Here is a 22,061-nt window from a genome sequence, read left to right on the forward strand (position 1 = left end):
TCCGCCCCCCTGGGGGGCGGGTCAGTGGCTTGCGGTCGCGGCAGGAGTCGGCGTCCCCTCTGCGGCGATCGCTTGGCCGCGGGCAAAGGCGGCACGGTTTTTGGCGACCACCGCCTCTCCCTTGCGCGCAAAGCGCGCTTCGATCGCTTGCAGGAGCCTCTCGGGGGTGAAAGGGAGGAAGGGGCTCGCGGCGCCGAGCATCAGTACGTTCCCTAGGCGGATGTCGCCGAGCGCTTGCGCCTCTGTGGCTGCGTCGAGGATGAGGACGCGGCGGCCCGAGGCGACGAGCTGTTCGTGCGCGTCGCTGGGGTAACGGTAGAGCCCCAGTTCGACCACCGGGGGGACGATGCGGCCGCTGTTGACGACGAGCGTCGCCTCCGGGCGGCTCCACGGCAACCACCGCAGCGCTTCGGCGATCTCGAACGCCAAGATCAGGTCGGCGTTGCCTGGGTCGATCTGCGGCGATAGGACCCGTTCGCCCACCCGAAGGTGCGAGGTGACGACGCCTCCGCGCTGCGCCATGCCGGCCACTTCGCTCTTTTTGACGTCGAGCCCGAGGTGGAGCGCCGCCTGCGCGAGAATCTCCGACGCGGTCAAGACCCCTTGACCACCGACGCCGACGATGAGGATGTTCATCACCGTCATGGGGTCGCCTCCACGACGCTTAGCGCCGCTTGGGCATGGTCGCGATCGGCAACGGTGTGGTGGGAGAGTGTCGCCGGCTGGATCGCGTCGGGGGCACACGGCTGGAGGCAGAGGCCGCAGCCGGTGCAGGCGACGGTGTCGATCGTCACAAACGCCAGTTCCACCGTTTTACCGCTCGGCTTCACGGCGTCGCGCCGTTCGCGGACGTGGATCGCGGGGCAGCCGACGTCGAGACAGTTGCCGCAGCCGGTGCACCGCTCCTCCTCGACGCGGTAGGGGGTGCGGGGAACGAAGCGGTCGGTGAGAACACACGGTTGGTTGGTGATGATCACCGACGGGCCGTCGTAGGCGATCTCGCGCCGCAGCGTCTTGAAGAGGGTGGGGAGTTCGTACGGGTCGACGACCGCGACATGTTCGGCCGGAACGCCGAGCGCTTGCACGAGTGCGGCAAAATCGACGCGAGGGGCCTCTTCGCCACGGAGATTCCGGCCGGTTCCAGGGTGGTCCTGCCCGCCGGTCATGCCGACGGCGCGGTTGTCGAGGAGCAGCACGGTGATGTTGGCGCGGTTGTAGACGGCGTCGACGAGGCCGGTCATCCCCATGTGGAGAAAGGTGGAGTCGCCGATCACCGCGACGATGCGTTGCTTGGCATCCTCGGGCTGCCGCCCTTTATCCATCCCGATCGCCATCGGAATCGAGGCCCCCATGCTGATGCAGGTGTCGAGCGCGTTCCACGGGTGGCCAGCCCCGAGGGTGTAGCAGCCGATGTCGCCTGCAATGACGACGTTGCGCAGCTGCGACAGGGTGTAATAGACGCCGAGATGGGGACAGGCGACGCAGAGAGAAGAGGGGCGGGGAAAGAGGGTGATCGGTTGTGCGGGGAGTGACCCTTTTTCAGCGTGGTGCGATGAGACGGTCGCGGCAACGGGCGATCGGCGCGAAGCGGCAGCTGAGGGGCTTGGTGCCTCTTCCCTGAGCGCCGCTTGCAGACGTGTTGGCGTCAATTCGCCCCAGCGGGGAAGACGCTCCTTGCCGACAACAGCGAAACCCGCGGCGCGCAACTCCTGTTCGACCAGGGGCTCGGTCTCTTCGACAACGACGACCGTTTCGCACAGCGCGGCCAGTTGGTGACAGAGCGCAAAGGGGAGCGGGTGCGACCAGCCGAGTTTGAGGACAGGGGCGTCGGGAAAAGCCTCTTTGACGTGGTAGTAGGCAGGCCCCGAGACGACGAAGCCCCAGCGGCGATCATTTCCCGGTTCGAGGCGGTTGAGCACGCTCTTTTCACTCAACGCGCGCCACTCGTTTTCCCGCTGGTGTTGCCACGGGAGTCGCTCTTTCGCGTTTCCCGGCACCATCACCCAGCGCGCTGGGTCTTTGCGAAAGCGGCGTGTCTCGTCGGGGTGTGGGGGTTGGCGCGTCCCGACCGTGACCGGGGTCTTGACGTGGCAGACGCGGGTCGTGAGGCGTAGAATCACCGGGACGCCGAGCGTTTCACTGAGGGCGAAGGCCTCCCGGGTGAAGGTCAGCGCCTCTTGCGAGTCGGCCGGTTCAATGACGGGGAGATGGGCGAAGCGCCCCCAGTAGCGGGAGTCCTGTTCGTTTTGCGACGAGGAGAGACCGACATCGTCGGCAACCGCGATCACCAGGCCGCCGACGACGCCCGTGAGCGTTGCAGTCATCAGCGTGTCAGCGGCGACGTTCAGGCCGACATGCTTCATCGCGCAGAGCGCGCGGCTTCCCATCACCGACGCGCCCAGGGCGACTTCGAGGGCAACCTTCTCATTGACCGACCATTCGGCGTAGCCGTCGGGGGCGTGGGCGAAGGTTTCGAGGATTTCGGTTGATGGCGTCCCAGGGTAGGCGGCGGCCACCGCGACGCCCGCTTCCCAGGCGCCGCGGGCGACCGCTTCGTTGCCTGAGAGGAGCGCGCGCGTCCCTGCGGGTAGTGTGAATGGATTCATGGGTCCCTCCCTTGTGGAACGGGAAATCGTAACAAAAGGGAGGGAGGTTGGCTTTGATCTAGGTCAACGAAGGCGCAGTTCGCTCACCGCTTTGCGTTGCGCGGCGCGAACCGTCTCCCAGTAGCGCCGGGCGAGCCGCTCCCAGGTGGCGCGGTCGTTGGCGGCGAGCAGCCGATCGATCGTCTCCGCCGTCGTCTCACCGGGGAGCGCTTCAGGGGCGAAGAAGTCGGCAACCGGCGCAAGGTCGACGCCATTCTCCCGCTGCCACCGCCAGTAGTGGGCAAAGAGGTCGATGAGGCGTGGCGTCTCCCAGAAGCGGCTTGCCGGTTCTTCGGCAGCGAAGATCTCCTGCGTGAGGCGCACGATCCGCTCGGGGTAGTCGTCGGGCAGTTCCCGGTGCTGGGTCAGGAGCTGCGCGGCCATCGGTTCGCCCCATGCGCGGTGGAAGCGGCAGAGTCCTGCGTTGTCCGAAAGGAGTTCCCCAGCCATCCGCGCGACGTTCCATTGGCCAAGCGACTCAGGGGAGAGAAGGTCGTGGCCGTAGAAGACATAGTACTTGCCCATGAGGGGCATCGGGCTGAACATCCCGGGGACGAAATATTGGTTGGGAACGAGTCCTCCCCGCTCGCCGTGGGCGAGATAGACCGCGCGGTCGCCGGGGCGCGTCGCGGGGTATCGGGCGTTCAGTGCCTGGGCGGCGACGCGGATCCCCTCGCGCAACGGGCTTGCCCGTTCGTCCCAGAGGATCACATCGATCGCCCGCAGTGCATAGTCGGCGTTCGCGGCGCTGTCGGCGACAACGTCGAACGCAGCGGGGTCGGCGGTGAAACCGCGGAACCGCAGTTCCGCAGCGGGGGGGAGGCCAAGGTCCGCCGGGTCGAAGTCACCCTGGGCCACCGCCTCGAAGAGCCAGCCGAGCATCCCCCCGAGTTGGATCGCGTCAAACCCCATCGCGTCGGCATATTCGTTGATCCGCTCGGCGGCGCGCTGGTCGAAGATTCCAATCAGCGGACCTAAAGCATGGTACGGCTCGTAGTCCTTTTTGTAAGGACCGTTCATTTTTTTGCAGCTGACCGAGCACGGCTCGCCGCAGTGTTCAAACTGCTTTGGCGCGATCGTCTCCTCTTGGAACTGCTTCCAGTAGTGGCCCAAGACAAACGTTTCGAGCTGCTTGATCCGCTCTTCGCGCGGCGCAAAGACGCTCTGGTAGTGGAACGACAAAATCTTGTCGCCCATCGCGGCGTAGTTGGAGCCGAAGGTGCCGCCAGTGCCCGTTTTGGGGTCGAGCGAATATTTCTGGGTGGTGCGCTGTTCCACCCGGATGTAGCGGTCGCCGAAGCGGGCGGTGAAATCGGGGTCATACTCCTTGGTGCTCTCCTTCGTGCCGGGTTCCCAGTCGCCGCCGAAGAGGAGCGCGGCGACGTTGAAGTCGCGCAGGAGCGTCGACCCCATCCCACCCCGGCCGCAGAATTCGGTGACCCAGGTGATCGCCCCCTTCTCCACCGGATTGGAGACGATCGTCCCCTCCCAGGTCACGGCCGCTGCCGGTCCCACCGCCATCGCCCGCACCTTTTTGGCCGGGAAGTTGCCGCCGAAGCGGTCGATCACCGCTTGCTGCACCGCGAGCGCGCCGCGGAGCCGCGCGCCGTCACTCGTGCGGTGGTACCCCTCGCGCCAGAGCGCTTCGAGGTCGGGAAGCGGCTCCACGGTCACGGTCGGTTGATTCCCATCAAAGCGCAAAATCACCACCGACGGGTGGGGTGCGCGCCCCAAGAGGGTGACCCACGGCACGCCAAAGTGTTTGAAGGTGTACGCGGCGCCGCCTGCCGAGGAGATGTAGAAACTCTCCCAGAGGTGACTGTAGCCGCAGACGAAGAGGCGGCGCGTTCCCGCAAGCGGCGAGTCGGCAAGCCGCCCAACGCCCAGAGAGAAGGCCTTCTGCCCATACTGGCGGTAGACCTGCCAGCCATATTCGATCGGGCCAGTGAATTGAGTCGCGGGATGGGCGGTGAGGGAGAAGTCACCCGAATCCAACGCCACCGTGACGCTGCGCGGAGGGAGCCACGGGGTCTCAGTGACTGCGAGAGGGGGTTGGGGTGCGTTCATGGCTTGGTTTCCCAGTAGGGTTCTTCCATCATGATAAACTAAAATGGCTCGATTTTCCTTGAGGTGGGTCAACACTTGGCGAGGCAAGCGGGGTGGGCATTGCGTTGCCTCGCCTTTTTTTTGTTATAATGCGAGTCCCTTGCCGTTGTAGCTCAGCTGGTAGAGCAACTGATTCGTAATCAGTAGGTCGGCGGTTCGAGTCCGCCCAACGGCACCAGGGGAGTCACCTGGGGATGCGGAGAGGTACCGAAGTGGTCATAACGGCGCCGACTCGAAATCGGATGGTCGGGTAAAACCGGCACGCGGGTTCGAATCCCGCCCTCTCCGCCAGCGATGCTCTGCTAGAAACTTCTGCTGAAGGTCAGAAGCACGCGATTTTTTCCAGCCTCGTAAGCGCTGCTGCCGTCGTGCTTGACGAAGCAGTAGAGGTCACGTGGGCCAGCGGGCCCGCTTCCGGCGCAGCGGTCCCGGGCAGTGGTGGTCGAATAAGCTAAGCCGACGACGCCAAACCCAACGTCTTTGGTGACGCCTACCTTGAAGTCGGAGTAGGAGGCGTCGCTCAGCCCCTTGACATTTTGATGGCCGATGTGACCGGTGATCCCCCAGCCATCACCGAGATCGTACGTCGCATTCAATTCCAGATAGCCGGAACCGCTGGTTTTGCCACCGTCAGGCTGTGTCCAGCCAAAAAGGCTCCCGGTGGTGCGCGAATACTTGAGTGTCAGCCATCGCCACGACAGCGCCCCGTAGAGTTCAACGGTGTCGGGTTTAGCGTTGCCACTCGGTTTGCCGCTGCCCGGGTAGTTATAGGTCAGCACGCCGACGTCGAAGCCGAACTCGTCGGTAATGGCGCCTTTGTAGCCGCCATACACATCGATCTCGAGGCTGGCACTGGCACCGGCGACACTGTCGTTGATCCAGGAGATATTCGACCCCCAAACGCCTGCGTAGAGACCGCTACGGTGGGCGTAATCGAAACCACCTTGCAAGGCCGGCTTGCCTCGGGTTTGCGCGATTCCCCGATAGAGATATTCGGAGGCGAAGGTGATGTTGCCAGTGAATGTGTGCTCTGCTGCGGCTTCATCGGCGAAAGCAAGCGGGGTGAATGTGGCTACGGTCACCACGGCGATCCATTTTCGTCTGAAGTCCATCGGAATGCTCCCAAAAGGTGGAAAATGATTGCAAGGGCAAAGGAAGCAAAAAATGTGCCAGATGATGAATCTCTACCGTTTGCGTGGCACGTTCAGAGAAAAAGCCGGTTCTTCAAGCGAGGTAAGAAGTGAGGAGCGGTTGGGAGACCAACCCCTGCTCTGAGACGATGCGTTGATGCACAGCAACGGTGCATTTGACGGAGAATCATCAGCGGGTAGAATTTTCCTTGGGCTGCTCGGATTGGCAATGATTGGAGGTTGCCCTGCCCATGCAAAAGCTGCTCTTCTGGATCGGCGTGATCGCGCTCGCGCTTTCCTTCCTCTACCCATGGCTCAGTAAATTGCCGTTGGGCCGCCTGCCGGGCGACATTGTGATCGAGAAGGAGAACTTCACCTTCTACTTCCCAATCACCACCAGCCTCGTCGTCTCGCTTCTTTTGTCACTCCTCTTCTGGCTGTGGCGAAAATAGCGGGGGGCGCGCTAGAATCGCTGCAGTTTTCTTTTTTCGGTCTTTTCGATGCGCCTCTTCTCTTCCCTCTACGCCCGGGTGATGCAGTGGGTGCGCCACCGCAATGCGCCGTGGTTTCTTGCCCTCCTCTCTTTCGCCGAATCCTCCTTTTTTCCCGTTCCCCCCGACGTCATGCTCGCGCCGATGGCGATGGCGCAGCCGCGGCGGGCGTGGCGCCTCGCGCTCCTCACCACCGTCGCGTCGGTGGTGGGAGGCGTTGCCGGTTATGCGATCGGCTGGGGCGCTTTTGCGGCGATCGAGCCGTGGTTGCAGGGGTCCCGCTACTGGGCCGCCTACCTGACGGCGCGGGAGTGGTTTGAAGCGTGGGGTGTCTGGGCGGTTTTCGTCGCGGGCTTTTCGCCGATCCCCTACAAGGTGTTCACGATTGCCGCGGGGGTGCTGCAGATGGCACTTCTCCCTTTCATCGCTGCGTCGTTCGTTGGCCGGGGCTTACGCTTCTTTCTCGTAGCCGGCTTGATGGCGTGGGGAGGGGAGCGGCTTGAGGCGACGCTGCATCGCACGATCGACCGCATCGGCTGGGCGACTGTGGCGCTTGTGGTGGTGGCGCTGGGGTGGTACGCGGCGCGGGGGTAGGAGGGCGTCTCGCGTGGTGTGCGGTTGGCGCACGTCAGCGGTGGGAGGGGAGTCCTTTACCGCCCGCGCAGGAAGAGGGCGTCGAGCGCGGCCAAAGGGAGTTCGATCCACGTGGGGCGGCCGTGGTTACACTGCCCACCCCGCTCTGTCGCTTCGAGGTCGCGTAAGAGCGTCTCCATCTCGTCGTGGGTGAGCCGCCGGTTGGCCCGCACGGCGCTGTGGCAGGCGATGCGGGCAAGGAGCCGGTCACGGTAGGCGGTGGCGGCGTGAGCACTCGGGGCGTCGGCGAGTTCGGCGAGGATTTCGCCGACGAGTTCGGGGATGTCGTTGGGAGCGACGAACGACGGGTGGGTGCGCACCGCGATCGTCTGCGCGTCGATCTGGCTTGCCTCAAATCCGAGTGACGCGAGGGTTTCGCGGTGTTCGCCGAAGAGCGCAAGCGCCTCACCGCGCAACGGCACGGGGATGGGGGTGAGGAGCGGTTGCGGCAGGATACCGGTCGCGTCGTAGGCGCGTTTGAGCCGCTCGTAGAGGATTCGCTCGTGGGCGGCGTGCATATCGACGACGACGAGCCCCCGTTCATTCTGCGCCAAGAGGTAGATGCCATGGAGTTGCGCGAGCGCGTGACCGAGTGGCGGTGTTTCCTGAGAGGGTGCGTGCTCCGGGGGTGTCTCCTGGGGGAGCTGGTTTTCTGGTCTTAGCGGTTGTTTGGCACCGGTTCGCGCGTCGGGAGCGGGGGGGCTGGTCTCGGGTGGCGCCGCGGGGGTACGCGGCTCAGGGTGGAGGGGGAGCGCTTCTTGGCGAAAGGCGTGTGCGGCGAGGTCGAGATAGCGGGTGATCGTCGGCTCGGCGACGCGCGGAGGAGAAGAGCGGAAGGAGTTGGAATAGGCCGTGTGCGGCGGCGCAGCGGGGGTGGCCGCGCGCACGCGGTCTGAAGCGGAGGGGGTCAGAGAGTCTGAAGGGGCGGGTCTCAGGGAACCGCTCGCAGGAGCTACCGTCGGCGCGAGCGCGGCGCTGACCGCAGAGTGGACGAGGTGAAAGACGGCGTTCGGGTCGCGGAAGCGGACCTCGCTCTTTGCGGGGTGGACATTGACGTCGACCCGCTCCGGGTCAATGGTGAGAAAGAGGGCGTAGCTCGGTTGCCGCTCGCCGTGCAGGATGTCGGCGTAGCTTCGCTTGACCGCCTGCGCAAGGAGCCGATCGCGCACCGCGCGCCCATTGACGAAGAGGTATTGCACCGCTTGCTGGGGGGTCGCTTGAGCAAAACGCGGTTCGATCACCCACCCGAAGAGCTCTGCTGCCGGGGTCGTCGCCGTGACCTCGCGCCAGCGGGTAGGGTCTTCGGTGAGGAGCGTAAAAAAACGGTGGGCGGGGGGTTGCGCGGGGAGACGCCAGAGGGTTTTGCCGTTGTGGAGGAGGTGCCAAGCGACCTGCGGGTGGGCGAGCGCCAGCCGCCGCGCCGCCTCTTGGGCGTGGTGGAGCTCGGTGGCCGGACTCTTGAGAAATTTGCGCCGCGCGGGGACCGTCGCGAAGAGGGCGCGGCAGTCGACCTCTGTGCCGGGGGGGATCGCGCACGGGGCGATTTCGCCGCTCGCGACGTCGAGCCTCATGCCGTGGGGAGCGCCACGGGGACGCGAGGCGATCGTGAGCTGGGTGACCGCGGCGATCGCCGCGAGCGCCTCGCCGCGAAATCCTTTGGTCGCGACGCGCACGAGATCGTCGAACGAGCCAATTTTGCTCGTCGCGTGGCGCGCGACCGCCAACGGGAGCTCGTCGGCGGGAATGCCGCAGCCGTCATCGCGCACGCAAACCCGGTCGATTCCGCCCCCTTCGAGGCGAATTTCGATCGCTGTCGCGCCGGCGTCGAGGCTATTTTCCGCGAGCTCTTTGACGATCGACGCGGGGCGCTCGACCACTTCGCCAGCGGCGATCTGGTTGATGAGGGCGTCGGGAAGGAGCTGAATGGGCATGGGGCGATTGTACGACAGGCGTACAATCTCGCGTGTGTGCATCACGGAACGACGCGATGGGTCAAGCCACTAAAAGGTTAGTTATTCTCATCTCCGGGCGCGGGAGCAACATGGAGGCGATCGTGCGCGCCCAGATCCCCGGAGCCGAAGTGGCGGCGGTGGTCAGTAATCGACCCGATGCGGCCGGGTTGCGCTTTGCCGCAGCACACGGGATTCCGACCGTGGTCGTCGACCACAAAGCTTACGGCAGCCGCGACGCGTTTGATCAGGCGCTCGCGGAAGCGATCGACCGGTTCCACCCCGACCTCGTGGTGCTCGCGGGGTTCATGCGCATTCTCGGCGAAGCGTTTGTCGCCCGCTACGCGGGGCGAATGATGAACATCCATCCGTCGCTCCTGCCGGCGTTTCCTGGGTTGCATACCCACGAGCGGGCGATCGCCGAGGGGTGTCGGCTCCATGGCGCGACGGTCCACTTTGTCACCCCGTCGCTCGACCACGGCCCGATCATCATCCAAGCGGCGGTGCCGGTGTTGCCCGACGATACGCCGGAGCGGCTCGCTCTTCGGGTGCTGCGCGAAGAACACCGGATCTACCCGCAGGCGATCCGCTGGTTTGTCGAAGGGCGGCTCGCGCTTACCCCCGAGGGCCGGGTGGTGGTCGCCGACGCCCGTTACCCGGAGCGGTCGCTGCATCTACCGGAGGTCGAGGCGTGAGGGGGTGGGTGCTCGGCGTTCTCCTTGCCCTTCTTCTGGGGAGTCACGCGGCATGGTCAAGGGAAAAAGCGGCGTCGCCTGCGCCGCAGGGGGCGGCCGAATACCGGGTCTCTCGCGAGGGGCTCGCGGTGGGAACGGCACGCCTTGCGTGGGAGCGTCTTACTGACGGGCGTTACCGGATTGTGCTGCAGACCCAAAGCGCCGGCGTCGCAGCGCTCCTTGTCCCTTTTGACGAGACGCGGGTGAGTGAGGGTGTGATCCGCTCGGGGTGGTGGATTCCGACCCGTGTGGTGCGCAGCCGCCCGGGTAAAGCGGAGGAGGTGATCGAGCGGACGAATAACGGCGTTCAGGTGACGCGCAAAGGGGCGGTGATCCACTACGCGGCGCCCGAGGAGGCGCAGGATTTCTTGAGTCTCCTCTTTTCGCTGCCGAGCCGCGCGGCAGAAGGCGTTACCGCAGGCGAGACGACGCTTTTGGGTGTGAAGCGCGGCAAGGCGATCCGCTACCGGCTGGTCGGTGAAGAGCAGACGCGCCTCGCGAACGGCGATGAGGTGGCGACGGTGCGCTTTGCGGCAGAGACCCCCAACGGCGACTGGCAGGTGGGGGTGTGGTGGCAGAAGGAGCCGACGGTGCGGCTCGTCCGCCTGACCGTTACGGGCGAAGAGGGGGCGTTTGCCTATGAACTTCAGCGTTGAGTGGCTCCAGCCCCGCATTCAGGCCACCGTTCAGGCGCTCTCCGAGGCGCTCACCTTCACCGCCCCAGCCGACAAGGTCCTCTCGGCCTTTTTCCGCGAATGGCCCAAACTGGGGCAGCGCGACCGGGCATTTATTGCCGAAAACTACTACGGTGTCATCCGCCACTACCGACGGCTCACCGTCTGGGCGGAGACGACCGCACCGCGGCGGTTGCTCTTGGCGTGGTTCGTCACCGGCTGCGGTTGGTCGGTCGCGCGATTGGCGCCCCTTCTGGTTGCCGACGAAGCCGAATGGCTCGCTGCGCGCAAAGCGGCGATGGCGCACTACCCCTGGAGTGACGCCGAGCGGTTGAGCCTCCCCGACTGGCTCTGGACGCGGCTCTCGGCGGCCTACGGCGAGGAGGAGGCTCGCGCGATCGGCGCGGCGCTCCTCGCGTCGGCCCCGTTGGATCTGCGGGTCAATACCCTCAAGGCGAAGCGCGACGCGGTGCTCGAACGGTTGCGCGCGTCGGGAGTCGATGCTGCTGCCACGCCGTGGTCGCCGTGGGGGATTCGCCTCACCGACCGGATCGCGCTGCCGACCCACCCCCTCTACCGCAACGGGGTGGTCGAGGTGCAAGATGAGGGGAGCCAGTTGGTCACCCGGCTCGTCGCGCCGAAGCGGCGGCAGACGGTGGTCGATTTCTGCGCCGGCGCGGGGGGGAAGACCCTTGCGCTCGCGGCGATGATGGAAAACACCGGTCAGATCTTCGCGCTCGACGCGATCGCGAAGCGCCTCGCCGGGTTGCGGCCGCGTCTTGCGCGCGCCGGTGCCACCAACGTCCAGCCTCTGGCGATTGCAAGCGAACACGACGCGAAACTAAAGCGGCTCGCGGCAAAGGCCGATCGGGTGCTCGTCGACGTCCCCTGTTCCGGGATCGGGACGGTGCGCCGCAACCCCGACTTCAAATGGCGGCAGAACGAAGAGACGGTGGCGGCGCTCGTGGCGCAGCAGAGCAGCATCCTCACCGCGGCCGCGCGACTGGTCAAACCCGGCGGGCGGCTCATCTACGTCACCTGCAGCATTCTTCCGGATGAGAACGACGAGGTGGTGCAGCGGTTTCTCGCCGAACACGGCGATTTTGCCCCGATCCCCTGGGAGCGGCTCACCGCCGACTGGCGGCACGCCGAGAGCGGGGCGCCGTTCACGAACGGCCCTTGTCCGGTGGGTGGCATCGCCGAGGCGGTTCGCCTCTTTCCCCACCGCCACGGCTGCGACGGTTTTTTTGCCGTGGTGCTCGAGCGCCGTTGCGGCTAGAATAGGAATTTCGTTTGTCGATACCAGGAGGAGTGATCATGAGTGAGACTTTCACCGCATTGATGATTCGCGAAAATCCGGAAGGGGGGGTGACCGCAGCGTGGGAAGCCGTGCCCTTCTCGGCGCTCGACCCGGGCGAGGTGCTAATCCGCGTCCACTACTCGAGCATCAACTACAAGGACGCCCTTGCCGCAACGGGGAAAGGGAAGATCATCCGCCGTTTCCCCTGTATCGGCGGGATCGATCTCGCCGGGACAGTGGTCGAGTCGTCTGACCCGCGCTTTCGCCCGGGGGATCGGGTGATCGCCACCAGCTACGACATCGGCGTTTCGCACCATGGCGGCTACGCCGAATATGCGCGCATTCCGGCGAAGTGGATCGTGCCGCTCCCTCAGGGGCTCGACCTCTTCGAGGCGATGGCGCTCGGCACTGCAGGGTTTACCGCCGCGTTGGCGGTCGAACGGATGGAGCACGAAGGGCTGAAACCGGAACTGGGGCCGGTGGTGGTGAGTGGCGCCACCGGGGGTGTGGGGATGCTGGTGATCCAGATGTTGGCCGGCCGGGGGTACCACGTGGTGGCGCTCACCGGCAAAGCCTCGGAGGAGGCGCAGCTCAAGGCGCTCGGTGCCGCAGAGATCCTCGACCGCACGACGATCGATTTCGCCGCAACCCGGCCGCTCGAGAAAAGCCGCTGGGCTGGCGCGGTCGATAACGTCGGCGGGCCGATTCTCCACTGGATGCTGGCGACGATGAAGCAGGCGGGTACGGTGGCGTCGATCGGCAACGCCGCTTCCTTCAAACTCGAAACAACCGTCTTCCCCTTCATCCTGCGGGGGGTGAGTCTGCTCGGCGTCGATTCGGCCTACACCGATTTTCCGCTGCGGGGGAAAGTGTGGGAGCGGTTGGCCACCGACCTCAAACCGCAGCACCTTCGGGCGATCACCCGCGAAGTGCCTCGGACGGCGCTCCCGGCGATTTTTGACGAATTCATCGCGGGGCAGGCGAAGGGGCGGACGGTGGTGAAAATCAGTGACCTGTGATGCATAATTATTGATTCAGGTTTGAGTGACTTCAGGGAGGAAAGAGCAATGGGTGCCTACGAGACCTTCTACCGCCGTTCGATCGACGAGCGCGACGCCTTTTGGGCGGAGGAGGCGAAGCGAATTCATTGGCACAAGGCGCCGGAGGTGATCTGCGACTATTCGCGGCCCCCGTTTGTCCGCTGGTTCAAGGGCGGAGAGACCAACCTCTGCTACAACGCCGTCGACCGCCACGCGCTCGCGCGCCCCAACGACACCGCGCTCATCTACGTCTCGACCGAGACCGACGAGGAGCGGCGCTACTCTTTTGCCGAACTCCAGCGCGAAGTGGAACGGATGGCGGCGATCTACCAGAGCCTCGGGGTGCAAAAGGGCGACCGGGTGTTGATCTACATGCCGATGATCCCGGAAGCGGCCTTTGCGATGCTCGCTGCGGTGCGGATTGGCGCGATCCACTCGGTGGTCTTTGGCGGTTTTGCCGCGGCGTCGCTCGCGACCCGCATCGACGACGCGCAGCCCAAAATCATGGTTACGGCCGACGCGGGGATGCGCAACGGCAAAGTGGTGCCGTACAAGCACCTCGTCGACGAGGCGTGCCGCTTGGCGAAGACGCCGCCCGAGAAGGTGGTGATCGTCGATCGGGGGTTGGACAAAGGGTTCCCGCGCGTCGCGGGCCGTGACCTCGATTACACGGAGCTCGCTGCGCACCACCGCGACGCCGTGGTGCCGGTCGAATGGGTCGAGTCGACCCACCCGAGCTACATCCTCTACACCTCCGGGACGACCGGAAAGCCGAAAGGGGTGCAGCGCGACACCGGCGGCTACGCCGTGGCCCTTGCCGCTTCGATGGACTACATCTTCTGCGGCAAGCCTGGCGAGACGATGTTTGCCACCTCCGACATCGGTTGGGTCGTCGGCCACAGTTACATCGTCTACGGCCCGCTCCTTGCTGGGATGGCGACGATCTTCTACGAGGGGACGCCGCTTCGGCCCGACCCGGGGATCTGGTGGCGGATGGTGGAAAAGTATCGCGTCACGGTGATGTTCTCGGCCCCCACGGCGATTCGCGTCCTCAAGAAGCAGGACCCCGGATACCTCCGTTCCGCTGACCTCTCCACCTTGAAGCACCTCTTCCTTGCGGGCGAGCCGCTCGATGAGACGACCCACCGCTGGATCCACGAGGCGTTGGGCAAACCGGTGATCGACAACTACTGGCAGACCGAAACCGGCTGGCCGATGCTGGCGATCTGCCGCGGGATCGAAGAGAAACCGGTCAAGTATGGCTCTCCCGGCTTTCCCGTCTATGGCTACAACCTCAAGATCTTCCGCGAAGATGGCACCGAGTGTGGCCCGAACGAGAAGGGGATCGTCGGTGTCCTCCCGCCGCTGCCACCCGGATGCCTGAGCTCCGTCTGGGGGGACGACGAGCGGTTCATCAAGAGCTACTTCAGCCTCTTCCGCGAACCCCTCGTCTACTCTTCCGCCGACTGGGGGATCAAAGACGAGGAGGGGTACCACTTCATTCTGGGGCGGACCGACGACGTGATCAACGTCGCCGGCCACCGCTTGGGGACGCGCGAAATTGAAGAGGCGGTCCAGGCGCACACGGCGATTGCCGAAGTGGCCGTCGTCGGCGTCCACGACGAGGTGAAAGGGCAGGTGCCGATCGCCTTTGCGGTGGTGAAGGACCCGTCGCGGATCGAAAGCGACGAAGGGCGCAAGCAGCTCGAAGCGGAGGTGAAGCAGAAGGTCGACGAGCTCCTTGGCGCGATCGCCCGGCCCCACCGCGTCTATTTCGTCGCGGGCCTACCCAAGACCCGCTCGGGTAAGATGTTGCGCCGGTCGATTCAGGCCCTGGCCGAAGGGCGTGATCCGGGGGATTTGACGACGATCGAAGACCGCTCCACGCTCGACCAGATCGCCGACGTATTGAAAAACCAATAATCAGAATAAAATAGCTGCTTGGGGAACCGGAGGGTACGGTTCCCCCTTTTCGTTGATGGGAAGATGATGAACCACCTGATGAACACCTACGCCCGGTTGCCGGTCGCTTTTACCCACGGCAAAGGGGTCTGGCTCTACGACGAGGCGGGCGAGCGCTACCTCGACGCGCTTGCGGGAATCGCCGTCTCGACCTTGGGGCACGCCCACCCGCGGCTCGTCGAGGCGATCTGCGCGCAAGCGGGACGGGTCATTCACACCTCCAACCTCTACCGCATTCCGCAACAGGAGGAGCTTGCTGATCGCCTCTGCGCGTTGAGCGCGATGGACGAGGTCTTCTTCGCCAACTCCGGCGCGGAGGCAAACGAAGGGGCGATCAAGCTCGCGCGCCTCTACGGCCACCAGCGTGGCATTGCCTGCCCCAAGATCATCGTGATGGAGCAGGCGTTTCACGGCCGGACACTCGCTGCGTTGTCGGCAACCGGCAACGTCAAGGTGCAGAAGGGGTTCGAACCGCTCGTCGAGGGGTTCGTGCGGGTGCCGTTTGGTGACGTCGCGGCGTTGGCGGCGGCGCTCGCCGACCCCGACGTCGTTGCGGTCCTCTTTGAGGTGATCCAGGGGGAAGGGGGAATTCGCCTTGCAGCCCCTGAGGTGGTGCGCGCGATCCGCGAGCAGACCGCCGCGCGCGGGGTGCTGATGATGTGCGACGAGGTGCAGTGCGGGGTCGCGCGCACCGGACACTGGTTCGGCTGGCAGTGGGCCGCCGCGGCGTTGGGCTTGCCCCCTGAGGCGCTCGCGCCCGACGTGATGACGCTCGCCAAAGGGCTGGGGTCCGGGGTGCCGATCGGGGCGCTCCTCGCACGCGGCCCTGCCGCGGGGGTCTTTGGCCCGGGCAACCACGGGTCGACCTTTGGCGGCAATCCCCTCGCCTGTGTCGCGGGGCTCACGACCCTGACGGTGATCGAGGAGGAGGGGCTGCGGGAGAACGCCGCGAAGCAGGGCCGAGCGCTCAAGGAACGGCTCACTACAGCCTTTGCCGATACGCCAGAGGTCGTCGAAGTGCGCGGGGAGGGGTTGATGCTCGGCGTCGTCCTCGACCGCCCGTGTGGGCCGTTGATGCGGCAGGCGCTCGAGGAGGCGAAGCTCCTCGTGAACGTCACCGCGGAACGGGTGATCCGGCTGCTCCCGCCGTTGATCCTTTCGGACGCCGAGGGTGAAGAGCTGGTCGCGCGGCTTGTGCCGCTCGTTCACCGTTTTCTGGCTTCCGCATAAAACACCATTGGGAGGGGCATGATGGGTGCGATCAAACACTATCTGCAGTTTCGTGACTTCACGGCTGACGAGTACCACTACCTCTTCGAACGCGCGGCGTGGATCAAAAGGAAGTTCAAGAACTACGAGCCGTGGCACCCCCTCTTTGACCGCACACTCGTGATGATCTTCGAAAAGGCGAGCACCCGCACCCGCCTCTCTTTTGAGGCGGGGATCCAGCAGCTCGGGGGGTTTGCCGTCTACCTCAATACCCGCGACTCGCAACTGGGGCGCGGCGAGCCGGTCGAAGACGCCGCCGAGGTGATCTCGCGGATGAGCGACTTGGTGATGATCCGAACCTTTGAACAGGAGATCGTCGAGCGCTTCGCCGCCCGCTCTAGGGTTCCGGTGATCAACGGATTGACGAACGAGTTCCACCCCTGTCAGGTGCTTGCCGACATCTTCACCTTCATCGAACACCGCGGTTCGATTGCCGGCAAAACGGTCGCGTGGATTGGCGACGCGAACAACATGTGCAACACCTGGCTCCAGGCAGCCGAAGTGCTCGATTTTCACGTCAACGTCTCAACCCCCCCGGGCTACGCCGTTGACCCGAATGTGGCGCGGGTGACCCCAAACGGCCACTATACCTGCTTCGCCGATCCGATGGAGGCGGCGCGCGGTGCCCACTTGGTGACCACCGACGTCTGGACTTCGATGGGTTTTGAAGAGGAGCACGAGGCGCGTGCGACCGCCTTCCGCGACTGGCAAGTGGACAGCGAGATGATGGCGGTCGCGGCCCCTGACGCCCTCTTCATGCACTGCTTGCCGGCACACCGCGGGGAGGAGGTGACCGCGGAGGTGATCGACGGACCGCAGTCGGTGGTCTGGGACGAAGCGGAGAACCGGCTCCATGTCCAGAAGGCGCTGATGGAGTACCTGGTGCTGGGGCGCTTGGACCACTGACGCCAACCCTCAGCGCTGCACCGCCGGTCCCTGTCGGGAAAAATGGTAAAATAGACAACGATTTCGGTTTCTATCGACCCCTCTTGGACTCTTTCATAGGACTTTGTTGATGAGCAACGTGCGCAAAGTGGTGCTCGCCTACTCCGGCGGGCTCGACACCTCGGTGATTCTCAAGTGGCTGCAGGATACCTACCAGTGTGAAGTGGTGACCTTCACCGCTGATCTCGGTCAGGGCGAAGAGCTCGAACCCGCGCGGCAGAAGGCGCTCGCGTTGGGGATCAAACCGGAGAACATCTTCATCGACGATCTCCGCGAGGAGTTCGTCCGCGACTTCGTCTTCCCGATGTTTCGCGCGAACGCCGTCTACGAGGGCGAATACCTCCTCGGGACCTCGATCGCTCGGCCGCTGATTGCCAAGCGGCAGATCGAGATCGCGCGTTTGACTGGGGCCGATGCGGTTGCCCACGGCGCGACCGGTAAAGGGAACGACCAGGTGCGCTTCGAGCTCGGTTATTACGCGCTGATGCCGGAGATTCGCGTGATCGCCCCGTGGCGGGAGTGGGATCTCAACTCGCGGGAAAAACTTCTCGCCTACGCCGAACAGCACGGCATTCCGATCGAGCAGAAACACCGCGCCGGGGGCGCTCCGTACTCGATGGACGCGAACCTGTTGCATATTTCGTACGAAGGGCGCCACCTCGAGGATCCCACGGCGGAACCGGAAGAGTCGATGTGGCGCTGGACCGTGGCGCCAGAGAAGGCACCTGATGAGCCGGAGTATGTCGAACTGACCTTCGAGAAGGGGGATCTGGTGGCGATCAACGGCGAGCGGATGCGGCCCCATGAGCTCCTCGCGCGGCTCAACGCGTTGGGGGGGCGGCACGGGATCGGCCGGCTCGACCTTGTCGAGAACCGCTATGTCGGGATGAAGAGCCGCGGCTGCTACGAAACGCCGGGGGGGACGATCCTGCTCAAAGCCCACCGGGCGATCGAATCGATCACGCTCGACCGCGAGGTGGCCCACCTCAAGGACGACCTGATGCCGCGCTACGCCGCCCTCATCTACAACGGCTACTGGTTTAGTCCCGAGCGCCGTGCGCTGCAAGCGCTGATCGACTATACCCAGCAGAGCGTGAACGGCTGGGTGCGGGTGAAGCTCTACAAGGGGAGCGTGATGGTGGTTGCGCGCGACTCCGCGACCGACTCCCTCTTCGATCCGACGATCGCAACGTTCGAAGACGACCGCGGCGCCTACAACCAGAAGGACGCCGAAGGGTTTATCCGCCTCAACTCGCTGCGGTTGCGGATCGCGGCGAAACTGGCGGCGAAACGGCGCGGCTGACGCGGGGTGCAGGTTGGGTAGCGGGGTAGGTGGTCTGGCACAGCGGGGTGGCGGATGGGTGAAGAGCTGATTCTGGGACTCACCTTTGAGGAGTGGGAGGAGTGGGCGATGCGTCTCCTCGTCCCCGCTTTCATCCTCTACATGATCTTCATCATCGGCCATCTGGCGTGGAAGTCGAAAGCGGGAAAATACGGGACGCTCTGGCTCTTCGTCGCGCTCGGGGTCGGCTTCATCGGCTTCATCGCCAAAGGGATCATCGAATGGTTCATGACCCATTAGCGGAAAAGCACGCTTTCCACGCCCTCCTCGTCGACCCCGGGGAGGCGTCGGGAAAGTTTCTCACCCGCGTCCTCGAGCGGTTTGGCCTCACGATCCATCGCGCCTATGACGTGCGGGAGGCGCTTCGTATCGTGCGCGACCACCCCATCGACGTGGTGCTGACCACCTATGTCTTGCCCGACGGCGATGGCATTGCGCTCGCGAGCCAGATTCGCCCGTGGCTTCAGGAGGCGGCGCCGGTGATTCTGGTGACTTCGGAACACAACCAGGAGATGCTCGCCCGCGCCTTCCACGAAGGGGTGACCGACGTCTTTACCCGCGACGACCTCGCGCAACTCGAGAACTTTCTCAACTACTTCCTCGCCCACCGCAGCGACTTTGTCGCGGGGGCGGAGGTTCTGCTGGTTGAGGATTCGCCTATTCAACAGAAGAGCATCCGCGCGATCCTTGAGCGGCGCGGCTATCGGGTGACCGTTGCCGAAAGTGTCCGAGCGGCGCGGGCGGCGCTCACGCAGCACGAATTCGAACTCTTCGTGATCGATCTGGTGCTCAATGAGGGGGAGAGCGGCTTGGCGCTGATCCGGCAGCTCCGTCGCCGGCCCGAGGATTTCGTCTTCCATCCGATCATCGTCCTCACCGGCTACCACGACACGGCGCGCAAGAACGAGCTCTACCGTCTTGGGGTGAACGACTACGTGGTCAAGCCGCCGCACGATGTCGAGCTCCTCGCGCGGGTCCACAATCTCGTCCTGATGCGCCGCCTCTTCGTCCAGAGCAAGGAGCGTGAACGCCTCTTGCAGGTGATGGCGGTGACCGACAAGCTCACCGGCGTTCCCAACCGCCACGCCTACGAGGATGTCGCGAAACGCTATTTCGAGCGGGCGAAGCGCGACGGCAAACCCTTGTCGCTCCTCGTGATCGACATCGACCGCTTCAAGCGGGTGAACGACACCTACGGCCACGACGAAGGCGACCAGGTGCTCACCGCGGTGGCGCAACGGATCGCCCGCTCCATTCGGGCGAGCGACTTTCTCGCCCGCTTCGGCGGCGAGGAGTTTGTCGTGCTGCTGCCCAACTGCGACCGCCAGCACGCGGAGAAGAAGGCTGAACGGATCCGCCACGAAATCGAAAAAAGCGTGCGGACGCGCGGCGGGGAAGGGGTGACGGTGAGCGTTGGGGTCGCTGAGCTCGACCCGCGCCGCGAATCGTTCGACGAGGGGTTTGCCCGGGCCGATGCCGCCCTCTACGCCGCGAAGGCGCAGGGGCGCAATCGGGTGGCGGTAGCACCCGCACCCTAAGGTTACTTACGCTGAAAGCATCGCGTCGGCGGGGGGCGTCGTCGGTTGCGCCTGCCCGAAAAAGCCTTCGGTGTGGATGCGCGCGGCCGGCGCTCCGAGCGCGCCGACCGCCTCTTTGCAGTCGGCGACGAACTCGGGGCTTCCAGCGATGAAGACCGAATAGGCGGAGAGGTCGGGGAAGTGAACCGGCAGCAACGCCGGAATCCGCCCGTGCCAAAAGCCCTCCGCTGCGTCGCGGGTGAGCGTTGCGCGGTAAGTAAAGTTGCGGTGTTTCGTCTCCCAGTAGCGCATCATCCCCAACCCATAGAGGTCGCTGCGGGTGCGCCCCGAGTGGATCAGCGTCACCGGTTTGCGGTAGCCACGCCGCAGCGCCGCCTCGGTGAGGGCGAGGATCGGCGCGAGTCCCGTTCCGGCGGCAAGACAGAGGACTGGGGTCTCCGCTGACGGGTCGCCGATGAAGGTGCCGAAGGGGCCGTCGATCTTGACAATCTCGCCGACGGCGACGCGCTCTGTTGCCCAAAGGCTCGTCGTGCCGTTGTCGATCTTGGCGATCTGCAGCGCGATCTCGCCGTCGGGGCGGGGGGCGTTGGCGATCGAGTAGGAGCGCGGCGGAACGGTGCCGGCAAGGTCGCTCACCATCACGTACTGGCCGGGCCAGTAGCGCATCGGTTGCCCGACGGGACGGAGTCGCAGCTCGACGACGCGCGGCGTGCGCACGATGCGGTCGACCACAACAAAGCGCTGATTCTCCCGCGGGGGAAAGAGCTTCGGTTTGGCGTCGGCGGTGCCCCATTCGATCACCAACACTTTGGAGAGGGGCTTTGCCATGCACATCAGGCCGTACCCTTGGCGCCGCTCCTCGGGGGAGAGGGCCATGTCGAGCACCACCCCCTGGTCGAACTGCCCTTCGCGCACCTTGACTTTGCATTCGCCGCACGCGCCCGCGCGGCAGTTGTTGGGGAGCGCATAGCCCGCCTTCTCGAGCGCGGTCAGCACCGTATCCCCAGGGGGGCAAATCACTTCGCGGTTCGAGGGGTAGAGGCGAATCACCGTGGGTTCGCTCATGATTGTCTCTCCGGGGTGTGGCCGGCCCCGGGGGCGCCGGCCAAAGGGTTGGCGTGGGAAAAGGGGGGTTCAGAAGACCGGGATGATCGACGCCATGTCGACTTCGCTCACCTCTTCGCCGGAGATGCCCACTTCGGGAATCGCCGGGAAGGGGATCCCGTAGCGGTCGAGCACCCCTTTGAGGTTGAGGATGGCGTTGCGCCAGTTCTCTTTTTTCGCCTCATAGGTGGGGATGCCGAAACCGGCCTGGCGCGCCACCTCTTCGGCTTCGCGCTGGTTGGCGATGAAGTCTTCGGGGAGATCCCAGAACTCCATCGGCGGCTCGAAGAGCACCGCGGAGAGGAAGAGGTAACCGGCGCGGATCTGCTTGGTGACGAGCGCTTTGTCTTCGACGGGGAGTTTCGGGTAGTCGCGCTCCATCAGCGCCATGCAGATCGCCATGTGGCGCCCCTCGTCCCGGCCGATGTTGCGGAACGCCTCTTTGAAGACGAGTTCGCGGCTGTTGTCGTGCATCTGCTTGAAGATCGTCGCGGCGGCGATCTCGCCCATCAGGAACGAGGAGAAGAGCACCGCGAGCGAATATTTCGGGACGGCGTTCTTGTAGCCGTTCCAGTAGCGTCCGCCGTTGTAGTAGAGCCATTTGGCGTTCTTCTGCAGCCGCTTGCCGAGCTCGGTTTTCGGTTCGTAGGTGAGGGGGTCGTGGTGGTTGAGAAACTTCGTGATCGTCAGACCACACATCTGTTCGTGGTTCTGCTCGTCGCGGGTGATCGAGAAGAAGCAGCGGCGAACCGGGTCCTCTTCGTGCTCTTCGTAGGTCTTGATCAGCGCAGTTGCGAAGACAGGAGGGGCGGAGGCGTCGAAGACCGAGAGGAGCGTCCACCAGTAGGCGATCGCTTCGCGCTCTTCCCAGGTGTAGGAGTCGACGTCGAGGGTATCCCACGGAAGTCGCTTCGGGTCCCAGTTCTCCCGTTGCGCGGCGTCCCAGATCTCTTCGAGCTTCTTCGTGTGGGCGTGCCACGAGAGGGGATAGACGTTGGGTTGCGGCGTGGCCGGGGGGAGCTCCATTTGGAGCGCGAGCTTTTCGTTGTGTGCCATGGTGATACCTCCTTACGTGTGGATGGTGCCGTTCAAAAATCGCAAACAAGTTTGCGTGAGTTGAATTGTAGCCGATCGGAAGGAAATTTCTTTGATCTAGATCAAGAAAAGTGCAAATAGTCCGACCGGTCGGTCAAATTTTT

19 protein-coding genes and 2 tRNA genes are annotated in these 22,061 nt (G+C 64.7%); 14 read left to right on the plus strand and 7 right to left on the minus strand.

The window, feature by feature from the left end; all coding sequences use genetic code 11:
• Positions 1-21: 21 nt before the first annotated feature.
• The 3 genes from ACYQ6T_RS03000 to ACYQ6T_RS03010 all read right to left on the minus strand — a co-directional run bounded on the left by ACYQ6T_RS03000 (position 22) and on the right by ACYQ6T_RS03010 (position 4,712).
• Complete coding sequence (locus ACYQ6T_RS03000; RefSeq protein WP_459827402.1) at positions 22-645, minus strand: indolepyruvate oxidoreductase subunit beta; 624 nt, start codon at positions 643-645, stop codon at positions 22-24.
• A complete protein-coding gene (locus tag ACYQ6T_RS03005) occupies positions 642-2,606 on the minus strand; it encodes a thiamine pyrophosphate-dependent enzyme (RefSeq protein ID WP_459827405.1) in 1,965 nt (654 codons plus the stop codon). The genes ACYQ6T_RS03000 and ACYQ6T_RS03005 overlap by 4 nt, the downstream gene beginning before the upstream one ends.
• Positions 2,607-2,669: 63 nt before the next feature.
• Positions 2,670-4,712 carry an aldehyde ferredoxin oxidoreductase C-terminal domain-containing protein gene (locus ACYQ6T_RS03010; protein ID WP_459827408.1) on the minus strand — a complete coding sequence of 681 codons (2,043 nt, stop codon included), beginning with the start codon at positions 4,710-4,712 and terminating at the stop codon, positions 2,670-2,672.
• 141 nt (positions 4,713-4,853) lie between these two features.
• On the opposite strand from ACYQ6T_RS03010, the gene ACYQ6T_RS03015 reads away from it, so the two are divergent.
• Both ACYQ6T_RS03015 and ACYQ6T_RS03020 read left to right on the plus strand, forming a co-directional pair.
• A tRNA-Thr gene (locus ACYQ6T_RS03015) sits at positions 4,854-4,929 on the plus strand.
• Positions 4,930-4,949: 20 nt separating this feature from the next.
• A tRNA-Ser gene (locus ACYQ6T_RS03020) sits at positions 4,950-5,042 on the plus strand.
• An 11-nt stretch (positions 5,043-5,053) separates the two neighbouring features.
• Here the strand turns inward: ACYQ6T_RS03020 and ACYQ6T_RS03025 are convergent.
• Positions 5,054-5,863 carry a TorF family putative porin gene (locus ACYQ6T_RS03025; protein WP_459827411.1) on the minus strand — a complete coding sequence of 270 codons (810 nt, stop codon included), beginning with the start codon at positions 5,861-5,863 and terminating at the stop codon, positions 5,054-5,056.
• 269 nt (positions 5,864-6,132) lie between these two features.
• Here ACYQ6T_RS03025 and ACYQ6T_RS03030 point away from each other — a divergent pair, with 269 nt between their 5' ends.
• Together ACYQ6T_RS03030 and ACYQ6T_RS03035 are read left to right on the plus strand one after the other, a co-directional pair.
• A complete protein-coding gene (locus ACYQ6T_RS03030; RefSeq protein ID WP_459827413.1) occupies positions 6,133-6,333 on the plus strand; it encodes a DUF2905 domain-containing protein in 201 nt (66 codons plus the stop codon).
• Between the two features lie 48 nt (positions 6,334-6,381).
• Complete coding sequence (locus ACYQ6T_RS03035; RefSeq protein WP_459827415.1) at positions 6,382-6,966, plus strand: YqaA family protein; 585 nt, start codon at positions 6,382-6,384, stop codon at positions 6,964-6,966.
• Between the two features lie 56 nt (positions 6,967-7,022).
• On the opposite strand, the gene mutL is transcribed toward ACYQ6T_RS03035, so the two are convergent.
• Complete coding sequence (mutL, locus tag ACYQ6T_RS03040; protein WP_459827418.1) at positions 7,023-8,936, minus strand: DNA mismatch repair endonuclease MutL; 1,914 nt, start codon at positions 8,934-8,936, stop codon at positions 7,023-7,025.
• Positions 8,937-8,992: 56 nt separating this feature from the next.
• Between mutL and purN the strand changes: the two genes are divergently transcribed.
• The 10 genes from purN to ACYQ6T_RS03090 all read left to right on the plus strand — a co-directional run bounded on the left by purN (position 8,993) and on the right by ACYQ6T_RS03090 (position 19,758).
• The gene (gene purN / locus ACYQ6T_RS03045; protein ID WP_459827421.1) at positions 8,993-9,649 is read left to right on the plus strand and encodes a phosphoribosylglycinamide formyltransferase; all 657 of its coding nucleotides are present in this window, start codon (positions 8,993-8,995) and stop codon (positions 9,647-9,649) included.
• The gene (locus ACYQ6T_RS03050; protein WP_459827424.1) at positions 9,646-10,344 is read left to right on the plus strand and encodes a DUF3108 domain-containing protein; all 699 of its coding nucleotides are present in this window, start codon (positions 9,646-9,648) and stop codon (positions 10,342-10,344) included. Before purN ends, ACYQ6T_RS03050 begins: the two co-directional genes overlap by 4 nt.
• On the plus strand, positions 10,328-11,641 hold the full coding sequence (locus ACYQ6T_RS03055; protein ID WP_459827426.1) for an RsmB/NOP family class I SAM-dependent RNA methyltransferase: 1,314 nt from the start codon (positions 10,328-10,330) through the stop codon (positions 11,639-11,641). The genes ACYQ6T_RS03050 and ACYQ6T_RS03055 overlap by 17 nt, the downstream gene beginning before the upstream one ends.
• Positions 11,642-11,679: 38 nt before the next feature.
• Positions 11,680-12,681 carry an oxidoreductase gene (locus ACYQ6T_RS03060; RefSeq protein WP_459827428.1) on the plus strand — a complete coding sequence of 334 codons (1,002 nt, stop codon included), beginning with the start codon at positions 11,680-11,682 and terminating at the stop codon, positions 12,679-12,681.
• A gap of 48 nt (positions 12,682-12,729) precedes the next feature.
• Positions 12,730-14,625: a propionate--CoA ligase gene (locus ACYQ6T_RS03065; protein WP_459827430.1), complete on the plus strand. Its 1,896-nt coding sequence runs from the start codon at positions 12,730-12,732 to the stop codon at positions 14,623-14,625.
• A gap of 66 nt (positions 14,626-14,691) precedes the next feature.
• Positions 14,692-15,894 (plus strand): aspartate aminotransferase family protein, encoded by a 1,203-nt coding sequence (locus ACYQ6T_RS03070; RefSeq protein ID WP_459827433.1) that lies wholly within the window; start codon positions 14,692-14,694, stop codon positions 15,892-15,894.
• Between the two features lie 21 nt (positions 15,895-15,915).
• The gene (argF, locus tag ACYQ6T_RS03075) at positions 15,916-16,839 is read left to right on the plus strand and encodes an ornithine carbamoyltransferase (RefSeq protein WP_459827436.1); all 924 of its coding nucleotides are present in this window, start codon (positions 15,916-15,918) and stop codon (positions 16,837-16,839) included.
• A 109-nt stretch (positions 16,840-16,948) separates the two neighbouring features.
• The gene (locus ACYQ6T_RS03080) at positions 16,949-18,181 is read left to right on the plus strand and encodes an argininosuccinate synthase (RefSeq protein ID WP_459827439.1); all 1,233 of its coding nucleotides are present in this window, start codon (positions 16,949-16,951) and stop codon (positions 18,179-18,181) included.
• A 54-nt stretch (positions 18,182-18,235) separates the two neighbouring features.
• Positions 18,236-18,460, plus strand: coding sequence for a DUF2788 domain-containing protein (locus tag ACYQ6T_RS03085; RefSeq protein WP_459827442.1), 225 nt, complete (start codon positions 18,236-18,238; stop codon positions 18,458-18,460).
• A complete protein-coding gene (locus tag ACYQ6T_RS03090) occupies positions 18,442-19,758 on the plus strand; it encodes a diguanylate cyclase (RefSeq protein WP_459827445.1) in 1,317 nt (438 codons plus the stop codon). The genes ACYQ6T_RS03085 and ACYQ6T_RS03090 overlap by 19 nt, the downstream gene beginning before the upstream one ends.
• A gap of 6 nt (positions 19,759-19,764) precedes the next feature.
• Here ACYQ6T_RS03090 and ACYQ6T_RS03095 read toward each other — a convergent pair whose 3' ends face one another.
• Positions 19,765-20,823 carry a 2Fe-2S iron-sulfur cluster-binding protein gene (locus ACYQ6T_RS03095; protein WP_459827448.1) on the minus strand — a complete coding sequence of 353 codons (1,059 nt, stop codon included), beginning with the start codon at positions 20,821-20,823 and terminating at the stop codon, positions 19,765-19,767.
• 69 nt (positions 20,824-20,892) lie between these two features.
• Positions 20,893-21,918, minus strand: a complete 1,026-nt coding sequence (locus ACYQ6T_RS03100; protein WP_459827451.1) for a hypothetical protein — start codon at positions 21,916-21,918, stop codon at positions 20,893-20,895.
• Between the last annotated feature and the right edge of the window lie 143 nt (positions 21,919-22,061).

The sequence above is a fragment of the Hydrogenophilus islandicus genome (genome assembly GCF_054657095.1).